We start from the raw sequence: 15,259 nt of genomic DNA on the forward strand, positions 1-15,259 counted from the left end.
CGGCCGGTCTCCTCCCACTGGTCCCCGTGGCCCCCGTGCGGCCGCCGGGTCCGGTGTGGACCGTGCGGTCGGGAGGACGACGACGTCCGTGCGCGTCACAGCTGGATGCTCGCGCGCAGTTCCTCGTAGGTGGGGGCGAGGTCGACCAGGAGGCGCGCGGCGGTGGCGGTGTCCCCGGTGACGAGGGGGTGTTGCAGGGCACCGACGAGCCGGGCCTGCCGGGTGAGGACGCGGGACGCCTCGGGGAGGTCGACGGTGCGGAGGCAGTGGGCCGCGTCGGCGAGTCGCCGCGCTCCCACGCGCACCGCGAAGTGGATGAGGTGTTCCTGGACGTCCTCGGGCCGTGTGCTGAGGAGGTCGGCGAGCGCGAGGGCGGCGTCGTGGTTGGCGAGGGCGCCGGGCGGGGCGGTGTCGCCTCGCAGCCAGTGGAGGGCGCGGGGTGGGGAGGCGCGGAGGGCGTCGGCGGGGGCGACGTCTCGTTCGCGGACGAACCGTGTGCGCATGGTGAACGGGGTGGCGTAGTCCACGGTGTCCGCGCGCCACGCGTCCCGGAACTGGGCCCAGGGCAGGCGCGCGTACGGGTACCCCTGGGGGTCGTGCAGGACCAGGTGTCCCCCCTCGTGGCCGATCGCGACGAGGTAGTGGTCGGCCCCGAGGGGACCGGTCCTGCCCGGTTGGTAGCTCAGGTGTCCCATCTCGACGGGGCCGACCAGGACGGGGCCGGTTTCCAGGGCGCCCAGGAGGCGGTCGTGGGCTCCGTGTTCGTCGCCTCCGCCGCTCCGGTGCGTTGACCAGCCGAGGGCGGTGAGGGCGTGGTCGATGCCGATCTCGGGGGTCCAGCCGGCCGGGTCGAAGTACGGTGTCGCTTCCTCGGTGAGCTGCATGCCGTACGGGCTTCCGGTCAGGGTCTCGATGACCGCCACGTCCGGCGCGGCCGCCCCCATCATCATCGCCATCGAGTGGGAGTAGCAGTAGGGACCGGATCCGGCGTAGGTGGTCTCGGACACGCGGTCAGGATGCCATTTTCCCTTCTGTCGTGGTCCGCGCGCCCGACGCCGGGGAGTTCCGCCTCCGTCCCGTTGTCGCCCGCCCGCTCCCGGGGCCGGCCCGACGGTCGTGAGCGTTCGGGGGACGCCGAGGTCGGCGTACCGCCGGAACCCTGGGACGGGACGTCCGTGGGCGTTCGACCGGCTTCCCGAACCCTCGGTGGTGACGGGGAGCCTCGGCGTGCGCGCGCCGGTTCTCCGGGTGGTGGGGCCGGACCGGGACCTTCAGGTGGCAGGCTGCCCGCCCGGCGAGGTCGGAACGGGCGCGCCTGCTCCCGGCCGGGTCACGCGGGAGCGGGCGAGGTGACGGGGGCCAGCAGGCCGGCGACGCTGCGGCGGAGGCGGGCGGGGACGTCCTGCTCGGCGTTGGCCGTGAGCGCGAGGTGGTGGAACGACCCGACCACGGCGAGGGCGAGCGCGGCGGGATCCGCGGTCGGGGCGATCCGGCCGAGCCGTTGCTCGGCGGTGAGGTAGCGGGCGGTGGCGGTTTCGAGGGCGTCGAGGCCGCTGTTGCCGGGGCCGAGCACGGCGTGAACCCGTTCCACCAGTCCCGGCCTGGCGACGAGGAGGGTGAGGGCGGCCCGCAGGCTGGTCAGCGGTGTGGCGGTGACCGCGTCGCACAGGTTGCCGGCGACCTCGCCGGTGCCAGCCCGGTCGGCGAGGGCCGAGGTGCCGGCGGAGATCAGGAAGGCGCGATCGGTCGCGTAGGCGGCGAGGAAGTCGTCGAGGTCGGCGAAGTGGGCGTAGAGCAGGCCGCTGGCGACTCCGGCCTCGGTGGTGACGGCTCGTCCGCTGAGCCGGCCGGGCCCGTCCCGGCCGATGACGCGTTCGACGGCCGCGAACAGTTCCTGGCGGATGTCCGGGATGGCGACACCTCTGGGCACGGGCCCCAGTCTAGGTGGGGGTACCCGCACCCAGCCCAAGATGAGCACGCGTTCATACTTGAGTTTGAACACGTGCTCATACATGGAGGGAGCAGGCATGGCACCCGACTTCACCACGCCCGGGACGACGCGGCGTCGAGCGGTCGTCGTCGGCGCGGGCATCGCGGGACTGGCCGCCGCGACCAGGCTCGGCCACAGCGGTTGGGACGTCCTCGTGGTGGAACGCTCCCCCACCCGGCGGAGCAGCGGCTACCTGGTGAACCTGACCGGCCCCGGCTACGACGCCGCCGAACGCCTGGGCATCCTGCCCGCCCTCGGGGCACGCGACCTCGGATTCCTCACCTCGGTGCTCATCAGAGCCGACGGACGCCACAAGTTCACCGTTCCGACCGCGCTCGCCCAAGGCGGCCCTCGGCGGCCGGGCGGTCACCGTGTTCCGGGGTGACCTGGAATCAGCGCTCCACGACGTGGCCGAGGGCGCCGCCGAGTTCCGCTTCGGTACCACCGTCCGCGCCGTCCACCAGGACACCAACCAGGTCCAGGCCACCCTGAGCGACGGTGACATCGTCGACGCCGACCTGCTCATCGGCGCCGACGGCCTGCACTCGGGGGTCCGTGAGCTCGTGTTCGGCCCCGAGGCCGACTTCCGGGTGGACCTGCGGCACGTCGTGGGCGCGCTCCCCCTGGAGCGGGTCTCGCCGGAGGTCCCGGAGCGGACCAGCGCGACCTTCATCGGCCCCGGCCGCACCGCCGCCGTCATCAACCTGGGGCCGGGCCGGTCCTCGGCCTTCCTCACCTACCGCTGCGCCGATGTCGAGGGCGAACTGGGGCGCGGGGCGACGGGTTCACTGACCTCGGTGTTCGGTGACCTGGGCGGCCCGGTACCCGAGGTCCTCCGCCAACTCGCCGCCTCCCCGGACCTCGCCTACTTCGACTCGGTCAGCCAGATCGTGGCGGACCGCTGGAGCCGGGGGCGGGTCGTGCTGCTCGGCGACGCGGCCTGGTGCGTCACGCTGTTCGCCGGCCAGGGCGCGGGCCTGGCGCTGTCCGGCGCCGACCGGCTCGCCGCCGCCCTCGCCGACCACGGTGATGACCTGCCGGCCGCGCTGAGCGACTGGGAGTCGTCACTGCGCGCTGAGGTCCGGAAGCGGCAGGCACTGGCGCGGAAGGGGACGAGCCAGTACGCCCCGCCCACGAAGGCGCACGTGTGGGCACGGGACCTCGCGATGCGGGCCATCCAGCTCCCGGGTATCCGGGGCATGGTCCAGCGAGCCGTCCGGCGGGCGAACCAGCAGCCGTCCGGTGTGGAGCGCCGCGCGCCGCGGTGAGCTGGCCGGGGCCAGCCCGGCGTGGCGCGGACGTGGGGACCGTCGAGGACGAGGGGGCCGTGCCAGTGCCAACCTCGTCCTCGGCGTGGCGCACGACGTGTCGGAGGACCGAGCCCGTACGGAGCGCTGTCGACCGCGGCCACCCCGCTGGTCCCCGCCACCACCGTGCCGGAGGCGCCTCGGGAGGCGGTCCGCTGAAGGCGACCTCCCACCGCGCAGGACCTCGACGCCGGGACCGCGAACGTCCGGGACCGGCGGCGGGGTCGCCGGTCCAGCACCCGGATCGGCGACGAGCACGTGCGCCACGTCCTCCACGAGCCGGGTTCGTCCGGTCCAGCCACCAGGGCGACGGCGGGCGGGTACCGAGGGCCGTACGGCTGCTCGCCGGACTCCTGGCCACTCCCGCCGGCACGGCGATCCAGCCGGTGGTCGACCTCATCGCCGGATCCACCCGAGGAGCCGTTCAACCAGTACGGTCGACGCGGCCGCTGCCCGTCGAGGTGGCGGCCACGGACCTGGCCACCGCTCCACGAGCGGGACACCACCTCCTCGCACTCCACCTGCGGAGGCGAGGAGCACGCGGACGCGACCCGTGCACGCCGGCCGCCCACCCCCTGGGCCGCCCGAACACGCGCGGGAGCGGCGGGAGGGCCGGAGACCGGGGCGGTATCCCCGCCGCCCGCTCAGCGGAGCTGGCGGAAGAACGCCCGGACGTCGGCCACCAACGCGCCAGGGTCCTCCTGGGACAGGAAGTGCCCGCCCCGCTCCAACTCGGTCCACCGCACCACGTTGTGGTCACGCTCCGCCCACGGCCGGACGGTGACGTCGAGGGCGGAGAGCAGGACCGCCGTCGGAGTCGTGCCCCGCTCGGGAGCCCAGCTCGTCTCGCCCGTTCCCCCGGCCGCACCCGCCTCACCGGCTCCGGGCTGGTCATCCCCGCCCCACGAACCGGAGGCAGCGGCCTCCCCTGACGCGTCCCACTCGCCTCCCCCCTCGGCGTCGCTCCAGGAGTTCGCCGACATCTCCTCGTAGTAGATCTGGGCAGCCGAGCCCGCCGTTCCGGTGAACCAGTACAGGGCGACGGTGGTGAGCATCCAGTCCCGGTCGAGGCTCTCCTCGGGCAGGCCGTCCTCGGGCTCGGACAGCTCCTTGAACTTCTCCACGATCCACGCGAGCTGGCCGACCGGGGAGTCGTGCAGCCCGTAGGCGACGGTCCGCGGCCGCTTCGCGTTGCACTGGAGGTAGCCGTCGTTGTAGTCCCGCATCCCGTCCCAGCTGCGCTGTTCCTTCTCGGTGAGGTTGTCCATCTCCCCCGGCGCGCCGATCGGGAAGGAGAGCATGGCGTTGACGTGGACGCCCACCACGTGGTCGGTCGCCTGCCTGGCCACCTCGGGAGCGATCCAGCTCCCGGTGTCGTAACCCTGCACGCCGTACCGCTCGTAGCCGAGTTCGGCCATCAGCCGGGCGAGGATCCCCGCCATCCTGGCCGCGTTCATGCCCGGCCCGGCCAGCGGCACGGAGAAGCCGAACCCGGGCAGGGACGGGATCACCAGGTGGAAGGCGTCGGCCGGGTCACCTCCGTGCGCGCGGGGATCGGTGAGGGGCGCGATGACCTCGAGGAAGTCGGCGAAGGTTCCCGGCCAGCCGTGCAGCAGGAGCAGCGGCGTGGCACCCGGCTCGGTGGACCGGACGTGCAGGAAGTGCACGTTCTGCCCGTCGATGCGCGTCGTGAACTGGGGATGCCGGTTGAGCTCGGCCTCCCGAGCGCGCCAGTCGTGGTGCTCCCGCCAGTACTCGGTGAGTTCCCGCAGGTAGGACGTGGGCACTCCCCGGCTCCAGCCCACCCCCGGGACCTCGTCCGGCCAGCGGGTGTTGGCGAGCCGGTCGTGGAGGTCGTCGAGCTGGGTCTGGGGAACGTCGATGCGGAAGGGCCGGATGCCGTTGGCGGTGCCTGTCATGCGGGAGACGCTAGGAACCGGTTGGGACAGGTTGCGTCCTAAGCGGCGGCCAGGCTCTGATGGTGTGGTGGAAACGTCGGCCAGGCTGCTGAGGCTGCTGTCCCTGCTCCAGGTCCAGCGGGAGTGGACCGCCGCTGCTCTCGCGGACCGACTGGACGTGAGCACCCGCACGGTCCGCCGGGACGTGGTGCGGCTGCGCTCGCTCGGATACCCGGTGCGCGCCACCCAGGGCAGCGCGGGGTACCGCCTCGGCGCGGGAGCGGCGTTGCCCCCGTTGCTGCTGGACGACGACGAGGCCGTCGCGGTGGTGGTGGGCCTGCGCACCGCCACCGCCGGCTCGGTCGCCGGCGTCGAGGAGACCTCGCTGCGCGCCCTGTCCAAGCTGGAACAGGTGCTGCCCTCCCGGCTGCGGTACCGGGTGAACACCCTGCACACCGCGACCGTCCGCGCGGGAACCGCTCCCGGGCCGGTAGTGGACCCCGACGTCCTGATGGCGGTCGCCGAGGCGTGCCGGCGACGGGAGGGCCTGCGGTTCGACTACGCCAGCCCTCACGGCGGCGAGGGCCCGCGAGCGGCCGAGCCCCACAGCCTGGTCAGTTTCGGCCGGCACTGGTACCTGGTCGCCTTCGACACCGACCGGGACGCCTGGCGCACCTTCCGGGTCGACCGGCTGCGGCCCCGCGTCCCGAACGGCCCCCGTTTCACTCCCCGGGAGTTGCCGGGCGGCGAGGACCCCGCCAGCTACGTCGCACACCAGCTGTCCGCACGGGCCTGGCCCTACCAGGCGACGGTGACCCTGCACGAGCCGGCCGAGGCGGTCTCGGACCGGATCTGGCCGGGCATGGGCGTCCTCGAGGCGGTCGACCACACCAGCTGCCTGCTGCGGGTGGGTTCCGACAGCCCCCGCGACCTGGCGTGGATGATCACCTCGGTGGACGCCGACTTCACCCTCGTCGACGGGCCCGACGAGCTGGTCGCCTCGCTGCGCGCCATCGGGAGGCGGTGCCTGCGGTCCCTTGACCACGTCGACCAGCCCGGGCCCGCCTGACGGCAGCCGAACCTGTGCGCACCGTCGGGCGGTGCGCGTCGCGCGGGCGAGGACCACACCCCACTTCGGCTGCGGCGTGACAACCACAGAGGGACACCCCCACGAGGTCAGCACGGCGACGTCCTCACCGGTCCGCGCCTCGGGGCGGGCAACCCCGGTGAGCCGGCGCGCAGCCGCCCGGGCGCACCCGGTGGCCGACCGTCCCCACCGTCCACGCCCGGCACCTCAGCCGGCGCGCTCCGGCTCCGGGGAACCCTCGGCGCCGGCGAGGGGCGGGGCCTGGTCGATGAACCTGTCCAGGGCGTCGCGCATCCTGCGCCGTTCGGCGATCTCACGGGCGAGGCGGTCCCGTTCGACGACCAGCCGGGAGGTCAGGGACGTGGTCTGGGTCTCCGGGTCAGCCAGGCATGGCAGCACATCGGCGATGGCGTGCGTGCCCAAGCCCGCCTCGAGCAGTCGCCGCACCAACAGGACACGCTCGACGACGTGGCCGGCGTAGTGGCGTTGACCGCTGGGACCTCGTTCGGCGGCGATGAGCCCACGTTCCTCGTAGTACCGCAGGGACCGCACGCTGGCCCCGGTGCGCCGCGACAGTTCACCGATTCGCACTTGCCCTCACATCAGTGTCAGCTCCTACCGTGACCAGCATGACCGACACCACGACCACACCGGTCCGGCAGCTGCGCCTCGTCGTCGAGGCCGAGGACTTCGAAGCGGCGCTCACCTTCTACCGGGACGTACTCGGCCTCCCGCAGCGGGCGGCCTTCGAAGGCGACGGGGACGCCAGGGTCGCGATCCTCGACGCCGGCGCGGCCACGCTGGAACTCGCCAACCCCGCGCAGGTGCGGATGATCGACGGCATCGAGGCGGAGGGGACGCGCAGCGCTCGGCTGCGTGTCGCCTTCGAGGTCGACGACGCGGAGGCACGCACCACCGATCTGGTGGCCGGTGGCGCCGAACTCGTCGCCTCCCCCCGGCAGACCCCGTGGCGGTCGCTGAACTCCCGCCTCAACGGCCCGGCGGGCCTCCAGCTGACGTTGTTCGAGGAACTGGACAGCCCCGGCCGATGACCCCCGCCGTTCCCGGCGCGGCCGGCGGGGCGAGTCGAGGATCACCTTCCGGCGATCGGTCCACTCCCGACACACACACGTCACGGATTCTGGGCCATGCTCGGGGAGAGCAGTCGAGTCCAGACCTGGAGGTGTCATGGGAACCGGATCGCGAGGCAGCGGCGGGCCCCGGTCGGCCGTCATCGTGGGAGCGGGGATGGTGGGCCTGTCGACCGCGTGGTTCCTCCAGGAACGCGGCGTCGAGGTCACGGTCGTGGACCGCGCCGGCGTGGCGGCGGGAGCCTCGCACGGCAACGCCGGGTGGCTCTCCCCCGGCCTGGCGATCCCCCTGAACGAGCCCAGCGTGCTGCGCTACGGGCTGCGGTCGTTGGCTGATCCGAAGGCACCGCTGCACGTGCCCGTGACGGTCGACCCGGACCTGTGGCGCTTCCTGCTCCGGTTCGCCGCGCACTGCACGTGGGGCTCGTGGCGCCGCGCCGCCCACGCCGGGCTCCCCCTCAACCAGGCCGCCCTGGACGCCTTCGACGAACTGGCGGCGAGCGGGGTCAGGGCCGAGACGCACCGTGCCCCGGTGACGGCGCTGTTCCGCGACCGTTCCGACGCGACCCACCTCCTCCAGGAACTGCGCCGGATGCGGGAGGTCGGCCAGCACATCGACTACACGGGCCTGGAAGGACCCGACCTGCGGGAGCGGCTCCCGCAGGCATCCGGCCAGATCACCGCCGCCGTCAGGTTGGACGGACAGCGGTACGTGGACCCGGGGGCCTTCACCCGGTCACTGGCCGACTCGGTGCGCGACCGGGGCGGGGTGGTCCTCGACGGGTTCGAGGTCATCGAGACGCACCGCAGCGCGGACCAGTCCGTCGTCCGCTCCTCCTCGGCCGAGACGATCTCCGCCGACGTCCTGGTCCTCGCGACCGGCGCCTGGTTGGACCGCCTGTCCCGCCAGTGGGGCGTGCGGGTGCCGGTGCGGGCCGGACGCGGCTACTCCTTCACCGTGCCGACCTCGGACCCCGTGACGGGACCGATCTACCTGCCGGAGGCCCGGGTCGCCTGCACTCCCTACCGGGGGTCGCTGCGCGTGGCCGGCACCATGGAGTTCCAGCCCCCGGACGCGGCCCTCGACCAGGCCCGGATCGAGGCGATCGTCGACTCGGCACGACCGTTGCTCACCGGCGTCGACTGGGATCGGCGCACCGACGAGTGGGTGGGCCCCCGCCCGGTCACCCCGGACGGCCGCGCGCTCGTGGGGGAGGTCGGAGTACCCGGTGTGTACGTGGCGGGCGGGCACGGCATGTGGGGCCTCACCCAGGGCCCGGTGACGGGACGGCTGTTGGCGGAACTCATCACCACCGGCCGGCGACCCGACCCGCTGCGGGAACTCGACCCGCTGCGGTGACGGCCCGCCCACCGTGGAACGGGGGCGGGGACGGGCGCTGCTGAGCGCCCGTCCCCTGGTACCCCGGTGCTGGCCGGTCCTCGCCTCGAGGACCGCGGCGGAGACGTCGATATCGCCCTCAGGACGGCCGGCCCGGCACCGGGGTGGTCACCGCTGTCCGGATCAACCGCCGTTCAGCGTGTTGAGCACGGAGTAGTAGGCCTCCTTCTTGTTCCCCTGCCCGTCGAACAGGAGCGGCGTCTGCGACGCCCGCCACGAGTCGCTGTCACGAATTCCCCAGACCGTGATGCCCGTGCAACGCGGAACGTTGAGGCAGGCCTGGGTCACCCGGCGGTAGTTGTCCGCCTGCTGCCACCCGGAGCCACCCACATCGAGCTCGGTGATCTGCACCTCCACGCCCAAGGCGGCGAAGCTGGAGATGGTCGTCTGGTAGTTCGCCGGGACGTTCACACCGAAGAAGTGGGACTGGAGACCGACGCAGTCGATGGGCACGCCACGCGACCGGAAGTCCTGCACCATGCGGTACACGGCCTGGGTCTTGGCGTGGCTCCAGTCGTCGATGTTGTAGTCGTTGTAGCAGAGCTTGGCGCCGGGGTCGGCCGCGCGGGCCGCGCGGAAGGCCGCCTCGATCCAGTCGTTACCGGTGCGTTGCAGGTTGGAGTTGCGCCGAGCGCCGGAACCGCCGTCCTCGAAGGCCTCGTTGACCACGTCCCACGAGTGGATCCGTCCACGGAAGTGGGCCGCCACCTGGGTGACGTGGTTGAGCATGGCCTGCCGCAGCCCCGGCCCCTCCATCCCCTGCATCCAGCCGGGCTGCTGCGAGTGCCAGGCCAGGGTGTGGCCACGCACCCGCATGCCCCTGCTGAGGGCGTGGTTGACGATCCGATCGGCGTTACCGAAGGTGAACTGGCCCTGGTTGGGCTCGGTCGCGTCCATCTTCATCTCGTTCTCGGCCGTCACCATGTTGAACTCGCGGTCGAGGATCGAGACGTAGGCGGGTTCCGAGAGCTTGTGGGCCGCGACGGCCGCACCGAAGTACCGGCCGGTCTGGGACGCGGCGGCCCCGAGGGTGTCCTGAGCGCTCTCCGCCACGACGGGTGGCGCCATCACGGTTCCCAGGGCCACCGCCGCGCTGATCGCCACGACGGCCTGTCGCACTGACCTCGTTGTCAGTCGCATTGTCTGTCCTGTTCTCTGGACGTTGCGGACACGCGCGCACACCCCCGGCGAAGGGCCTCCCGGTGACCGCGCCCGGAAATCACCGAGAATTCCCTCCCGTTGGGAAGTCCGACAGCACGGGAGCGACCAACACTCCCGTTCGGACGGGAAAGGAGAACGCCCACCCCGAGACGCGTCGCGAACCAGGAGAAGGCGGACACCTCGCCCACCACCACATCACGACCGCCGGGCCGAAATGCGCACGAAGATATCATCGACCCGACCACCCGCCAGCACACTGACCCGAACAGTGCAATTTTCGACACGATACCGGCACCATTGTGGCCGAGTTCTCGAACGGATTCGGCCCCATTCTCCGCGTCCGTTTCGACGAGAGCTTCGCGGCGTTCGACACATCCACGACGCACGAGCGACCACCCGCTCCTCGGCGAACCCCACCGCCTCGCCGACCCGGCGCACCTCCGATCGACACGCCGTCGAACAGCGACACGCGCGCACTCGCCATCCCCTGACCGGGTGAACGGAGGGCCGCTGCGAGCAGAATTGTCCCCCACCCCCGCTAGGAATGGGCCGATTTCCCCGGAGCAGAGGAGCCGCATGGCCGGTAGGTGGATTACCAAGAACGGGAGAAAGATCTTCATCGAGGACAGCCGTGGTTCCCGGAAGGCGGGTCCGGTGGTTGCCGCGGCGGCCACCGTCACGCTGATGGGAGCGGCGTCCGTCGGCACGACTGGCGGGACGCTGTTCGGTGGTGGCCAGGTCGTGACCGGAGCGGGAAACCAGGCCGTCGCGCGAGTCATCCAGACCCGACTGCCCAACGCCAGGAAAGCGGCGAGGAACGGGCAGCGGACGACGGCGTGGAAGGAACTGCGGGTCACCCAACGGCACAAGAAGCGGAGCCGCCGGCACACCAACTGCGCGCGGCACTCGTTCGGCCAGGTGCGGACCTTCTTCCAGACGACACCATGTCAGTCCCTCCGCCGCCAGCTGTTCTCGGTGCGGGACGAGCACGGCAACGACGTCGCGGTGTCGATCGCCTGGGTCCGGATGCGCGACGCGGCGGAGGTCTGGGACCTTCGGCAGGTCTTCGATGAGCACGGTTCCGGTGACTTCCACCCGGCGTGGAGCCCGTTCCCTGAGCTGTCGGCAGTCAGCTTCACCGCCGAGTACTACGGGTCGGAGCCCCACGGCAGGGTGCTGACGATCGCGGAGGCGGAACCGCTGTCCGGAAGCCCGGACCCGGCCCTGCTGCACGCCGTCGCCGACATCGCCGCGCACCTCCCGAGCCCCTGACCAGGCCTCCGGCCGCCCCTGCGTGCGGAGTTCCCGCGTCCCACGCGGGCCCGGCTGCGCGGCGCTCGGCTCGGACGAGCACGCTCGCACGGGGCCGGGAGGAACCGGGTCCTCAACCGCCGCGGTGGTAGTCGGTGGCGATGACGTGGTTCTTGGCGGGGCCGGTGACCCGCCACCGCTGCGCCCATGTGTTCTCGTCCCGGACCAGGTACTCCACCCGGTAGAGGTCGGCCACGCAGAGGTGCTCGGCGTTCCACCGGGGCCCGCGGAGGTCGACGGTGTGGAAGAACCCGCCGTGGTCGAAGGTGACCTCGGCGGTGGCGGCGCCCGTGGTGCGGTACCAGAGGGTTCGGTAGGCGGGTCCGACGTGCGTGCCGAACCGCAGTTCGCCCTCCTCCCGGTAGCGGAGGAGGGCGGGGCGCACGTCCGTGAACTCGGCCGACCCGGTGAAGGTGCCGAGTTCGCCTCCCTCGGGCGTGCTGATCACCCGGTCCAGGCGCCACCGCCCGAGCAGGTAGCCCCGGAGATCGGTGTCGGCGGTGGGCGCTGGCGGCGGGCCGCTCTCGGCGTTCATCGCCCAGCATTGTCCTGGAGCCGGAGCGGCGGCACCGTCGGTGGGGCGGTCGGCCCCCGGGGCCGGCCAGTGGGCGCGGGGCGACGGGACTACCTGGCGAACGCGCCGAGCACGTCCAGGAGCCCCTCGGCGAGTTCGTCGATCTGGGCGGCCGCGGTCTCGTAGGCGGCCCGCCCCCGCCCGGCGGGGTCGACGAGGTCGGTGTCCGGCAGGGGTTCGCCCTCGGCGAGGCGGGCGCACAACTCGTCGAGGTCCGGTTGCGGGGGCAGCGCGGCGGCCCGTGCCACGAAGTCGGCCCAGACGTGGATCCGGCCGGCGGCGGTGGGAACCTCGGCGCGGAGGGCGTCGTGGTGGGCGCGGGTCGCGCCGAGCACCAGGTCCGCCTGGTCGACGAGGTGCGGTGTGCCCTGGACGGCCGGTCGCGGCCCCGGGTCGATGCCCCGCCGCTGGAGCATCGCCGTCGTGTCCGGGCTGATCAGCGTCTCGGCGCGTAGCCCGGCCGAGGACACCCGCACCGGAACGGAGCGCCGGGCGGCGACGGCCTCGGTGATGGCGGCCGCCATCGGGGAGCGGCAGGTGTTACCGGTGCAGACGAAGAGGATGCGCACCGGCTCACGCTATCGGCGACGCCGGGCGGGAACTCGGGTGCCGGGAAGCCCGGCTACCGGATCTCCACCGGCTGACGGAGGAACGACGCACGGGACGTCCGGTGAACGGCGCACGCGGAGTGGCCGCGCCTCACGGTTCTCCCGAACCCGGCCGAGGGGACAGGGGCGAATCTCGGTGGCGCTGCCCCGTGCCCCGGGGCCACGATCTCGGTATGACCGCTGACTGGTGGCTGGACGAGATGGCCTTCGCGGGGCCGGAGCACCTGGACCCGGAATTCGTGGCCGGCTACGAACGCAAGGCCGGGTTCCGCCGGGACGACGGTGCTCCCAGCGACGAGGACGGGGAGATCGCGGCGGACCTCGCCGCGCTGCGGGCCGCGGGGATGACCTCGGAGTCCACCGTGGTGGATCTGGGCGCCGGCACCGGGCGTTTCACGCTGGCGGTGGCGCCGCACGTCCGGCGGGTCGTAGCCGTGGACGTCTCCCCCGCGATGCTCGACGTGCTGGCGGCCAGGGTCACCAGCGAGGGCTGGCGGAACGTCGAGTGCGTGCGGGCGGGCTTCCTCAGCTACGAGCACACCGGTGCGCCCGCCGACGTCGTCCACACCCGCAACGCGCTGCACCAGCTGCCGGACTTCTGGAAAGCGCTCGCGTTGCGCCGGATCGCCGGTCTGCTCCGGCCGGGCGGCGTGCTCCGGCTCCGCGACCTGGTCTACGACGCCGACCCGGGGGAGGTGGAGACCGTGTTCTCCCGGTGGTTCCAGCACGCCGTGGACGACTCGGCGCGGGGGTACACCGCGCACGACCTGGCGGAACACGTCCGCACCGAGTTCAGCACCTTCCGCTGGTTGCTCGAACCGATGGTGGACCGGGCGGGGTTTGAGGTGGTCGACAGCGCTTTCGTCGGCTCCGTGTACGCCGCCTACACCTGCCGCCGGCGCTGAGCCCGACCGGCCCCTGCCCTCAACCGGACACCTGGACGGGGAGCGGCCCCGCCGGCGCCACCCTCCCTGGTGGCGCGCCCCCGAGCCCTCCACCGTTGACGCGATCCACATCACACCGGGTTCGATCGTGCCCCTTCACCGGACCTTCACCAGGAAGGACGCCGCACGACGCGGCGCGGACCGGGGACTCGCCGGCGCCCCCTCCCCGCCCGGGGGTGCACGGTGGAGTGAACGTGTGTACGGTGCCGCAGGCCGACGTGGTCACGGCGTGCGATCACGCCGCTCCAAATCGTCTCCTCCCGGGGCCGCGACCCGCCGTAGGGGACGAGAACGGTACGTCTCGACGGAGAACGAGGTAGGGGAACAGTGAACGACGCGATCGTCGCGCTGAACGACGACTTCTGGACCTACCTGGTCATCCCCCTGCTCGCCGTGGTCAGCATCTACTTCACGGTGCGCTCCCGAGGCGTGCAGTTCCGGCTGGTCCGGGAGATGGTCCGCAACCTCGGAGGGAAGCCGGAGCGGGCGCGGGACGGGAAGCCGGCCGTCTCCTCCTTCCAGGCTTTCGCTATCTCCGCGGCGGCCCGGGTGGGGACGGGCAACATCGCCGGCGTCGCCATCGCCATCAGCCTCGGTGGGCCGGGCGCGGTCATGTGGATGTGGATCATGGGGCTGGTCGTCGGCTCCGCCTCGTTCGTGGAGTCCACGCTGGCGCAGTTGTTCAAGGTGCGCGACCGGGACGGCTACCGAGGGGGCCCCGCCTACTACATGTGGCACGGGCTGGGGCAGCGGTGGATGGGAGTCCTCTTCGCCGTCGTCATCATCTTCACCTTCGGCTTCGTGTTCAACATGGTGCAGTCGAACAGCATCGCGGCGGCGATCTCCAACTCGGTGAACACGGTGTCCGGTGGGGCGGAGACGGCTGGTTGGTTGGCGCCGGCGGTCGGCATCGCGCTCGCGCTGTTGGCCGGGGTGGTCATCTTCGGCGGGGTCCGCCGGATCGCGGCGGTCGCGCAACTGGCCGTTCCGTTCATGGCGCTGATCTACCTGGTGATGGGCGCGGTCGTGGTGGGCATGAACATCGAGCAGGTCCCGGCGGTGTTCTCCGACATCGTCGCCTCGGCGTTCGGGCTGCGTGAGGTCGGCGCCGCCGGCCTGGGGACCGCGGTGATGATGGGCATCCGGCGGGGGCTGTTCTCCAACGAGGCCGGGATGGGTTCCGCCCCGAACGCGGGCGCGACTGCGTCGGTGAGCCACCCGGTGAAGCAGGGCCTCGCCCAGACCTTCGGCGTGTACTTCGACACGCTCGTCGTCTGCTCGATCACCGCCTTCATCATCCTGTTCGCCAACCCCGCCTACGGCAGCGACCTCGGGGGCGCGGAGCTCACCCAGCAGGCGCTGGCGGCCAGCCTGGGCGCCTGGTCGGTGCACCTGCTGACGTTGATCATCTTCCTGCTGGCCTTCACCTCGGTCATGGGCAACTACTACTACGGCGAGTCGAACCTGAGCTTCCTGACGTCCAGTCCCGCCGTGATGCTGGGGTACCGGATCGTCGTGGTCGGCGTCCTGTTCCTCGGCGCCATCAGCTCGCTGGAGCTGGTGTGGAACCTCGCGGACGTCACGATGGGCGTGATGGCGGTGATCAACCTGGTCGCGATCGCCCCGCTGGGGGCGGTGGCGATGCGACTGCTGCGGGACTACGAGGCGCAGCGGCGGCAGGGGCTCGACCCCGTCTTCACCCGCGACCGCCTGCCGGACGTCCAGAACGTGGCCTGCTGGGAGCCGGAACCCGACGGCGACCGGACTCGTGAGGCTGTCAGCGAGAGCTGACCCGGCCGGCGAGGACGGGGCGGGGATGCCGCACCGAGCGGGCGGGATGGGGACGGGCGGCTTGGGCGTCCGACCTCGGGGGACGCGCTGATCACTCG

15 protein-coding genes are annotated in these 15,259 nt (G+C 72.4%); 8 read left to right on the top strand and 7 right to left on the bottom strand.

Annotated features, from left to right (window positions below; all coding sequences use genetic code 11):
- Positions 1-95: 95 nt before the first annotated feature.
- Positions 96-1,007 carry a hypothetical protein gene (locus ACOJVX_RS18740; RefSeq protein ID WP_418155270.1) on the bottom strand — a complete coding sequence of 304 codons (912 nt, stop codon included), beginning with the start codon at positions 1,005-1,007 and terminating at the stop codon, positions 96-98.
- Between the two features lie 323 nt (positions 1,008-1,330).
- Positions 1,331-1,930 carry a TetR family transcriptional regulator gene (locus ACOJVX_RS18745; protein WP_418155269.1) on the bottom strand — a complete coding sequence of 200 codons (600 nt, stop codon included), beginning with the start codon at positions 1,928-1,930 and terminating at the stop codon, positions 1,331-1,333.
- Positions 1,931-2,027: 97 nt separating this feature from the next.
- Here ACOJVX_RS18745 and ACOJVX_RS18750 point away from each other — a divergent pair, with 97 nt between their 5' ends.
- Both ACOJVX_RS18750 and ACOJVX_RS18755 read left to right on the top strand, forming a co-directional pair.
- Positions 2,028-2,375: an FAD-dependent oxidoreductase gene (locus ACOJVX_RS18750; RefSeq protein WP_418155268.1), complete on the top strand. Its 348-nt coding sequence runs from the start codon at positions 2,028-2,030 to the stop codon at positions 2,373-2,375.
- Entirely contained in the window at positions 2,362-3,258 is an 897-nt protein-coding gene (locus tag ACOJVX_RS18755) for an FAD-dependent monooxygenase (protein ID WP_418155267.1), read from the top strand. The genes ACOJVX_RS18750 and ACOJVX_RS18755 overlap by 14 nt, the downstream gene beginning before the upstream one ends.
- Positions 3,259-3,941: 683 nt before the next feature.
- Here the strand turns inward: ACOJVX_RS18755 and ACOJVX_RS18760 are convergent.
- Positions 3,942-5,216, bottom strand: a complete 1,275-nt coding sequence (locus tag ACOJVX_RS18760) for an epoxide hydrolase family protein (RefSeq protein ID WP_103056386.1) — start codon at positions 5,214-5,216, stop codon at positions 3,942-3,944.
- A 64-nt stretch (positions 5,217-5,280) separates the two neighbouring features.
- Between ACOJVX_RS18760 and ACOJVX_RS18765 the strand changes: the two genes are divergently transcribed.
- Positions 5,281-6,264, top strand: a complete 984-nt coding sequence (locus tag ACOJVX_RS18765; RefSeq protein ID WP_418155265.1) for a helix-turn-helix transcriptional regulator — start codon at positions 5,281-5,283, stop codon at positions 6,262-6,264.
- A 225-nt stretch (positions 6,265-6,489) separates the two neighbouring features.
- Here ACOJVX_RS18765 and ACOJVX_RS18770 read toward each other — a convergent pair whose 3' ends face one another.
- Positions 6,490-6,873, bottom strand: a complete 384-nt coding sequence (locus tag ACOJVX_RS18770; protein WP_418155264.1) for a MerR family transcriptional regulator — start codon at positions 6,871-6,873, stop codon at positions 6,490-6,492.
- A 38-nt stretch (positions 6,874-6,911) separates the two neighbouring features.
- On the opposite strand from ACOJVX_RS18770, the gene ACOJVX_RS18775 reads away from it, so the two are divergent.
- Both ACOJVX_RS18775 and ACOJVX_RS18780 read left to right on the top strand, forming a co-directional pair.
- A complete protein-coding gene (locus ACOJVX_RS18775; protein WP_016698792.1) occupies positions 6,912-7,334 on the top strand; it encodes a VOC family protein in 423 nt (140 codons plus the stop codon).
- A 136-nt stretch (positions 7,335-7,470) separates the two neighbouring features.
- Positions 7,471-8,733, top strand: coding sequence for an NAD(P)/FAD-dependent oxidoreductase (locus ACOJVX_RS18780; protein WP_030104918.1), 1,263 nt, complete (start codon positions 7,471-7,473; stop codon positions 8,731-8,733).
- A gap of 162 nt (positions 8,734-8,895) precedes the next feature.
- Here the strand turns inward: ACOJVX_RS18780 and ACOJVX_RS18785 are convergent, their stop codons facing one another.
- Positions 8,896-9,912, bottom strand: coding sequence for an endo-1,4-beta-xylanase (locus ACOJVX_RS18785; RefSeq protein ID WP_051314205.1), 1,017 nt, complete (start codon positions 9,910-9,912; stop codon positions 8,896-8,898).
- Positions 9,913-10,509: 597 nt separating this feature from the next.
- On the opposite strand from ACOJVX_RS18785, the gene ACOJVX_RS18790 reads away from it, so the two are divergent.
- On the top strand, positions 10,510-11,205 hold the full coding sequence (locus ACOJVX_RS18790) for a hypothetical protein (protein ID WP_418155261.1): 696 nt from the start codon (positions 10,510-10,512) through the stop codon (positions 11,203-11,205).
- Between the two features lie 112 nt (positions 11,206-11,317).
- On the opposite strand, the gene ACOJVX_RS18795 is transcribed toward ACOJVX_RS18790, so the two are convergent.
- Positions 11,318-11,779: a DUF6314 family protein gene (locus ACOJVX_RS18795; RefSeq protein ID WP_026419882.1), complete on the bottom strand. Its 462-nt coding sequence runs from the start codon at positions 11,777-11,779 to the stop codon at positions 11,318-11,320.
- Positions 11,780-11,868: 89 nt separating this feature from the next.
- Positions 11,869-12,387, bottom strand: a complete 519-nt coding sequence (locus ACOJVX_RS18800; protein ID WP_422646962.1) for a hypothetical protein — start codon at positions 12,385-12,387, stop codon at positions 11,869-11,871.
- A 212-nt stretch (positions 12,388-12,599) separates the two neighbouring features.
- Between ACOJVX_RS18800 and ACOJVX_RS18805 the strand changes: the two genes are divergently transcribed.
- Together ACOJVX_RS18805 and ACOJVX_RS18810 are read left to right on the top strand one after the other, a co-directional pair.
- Positions 12,600-13,331, top strand: a complete 732-nt coding sequence (locus ACOJVX_RS18805; RefSeq protein ID WP_026419880.1) for a class I SAM-dependent methyltransferase — start codon at positions 12,600-12,602, stop codon at positions 13,329-13,331.
- A 366-nt stretch (positions 13,332-13,697) separates the two neighbouring features.
- Positions 13,698-15,161: an alanine/glycine:cation symporter family protein gene (locus tag ACOJVX_RS18810; RefSeq protein WP_030104923.1), complete on the top strand. Its 1,464-nt coding sequence runs from the start codon at positions 13,698-13,700 to the stop codon at positions 15,159-15,161.
- The last annotated feature ends 98 nt before the right edge of the window (positions 15,162-15,259 follow it).

Origin of the sequence: Actinoalloteichus caeruleus, assembly GCF_049311605.1 — a bacterium.
Taxonomy (GTDB): domain Bacteria; phylum Actinomycetota; class Actinomycetes; order Mycobacteriales; family Pseudonocardiaceae; genus Actinoalloteichus_B; species Actinoalloteichus_B caeruleus.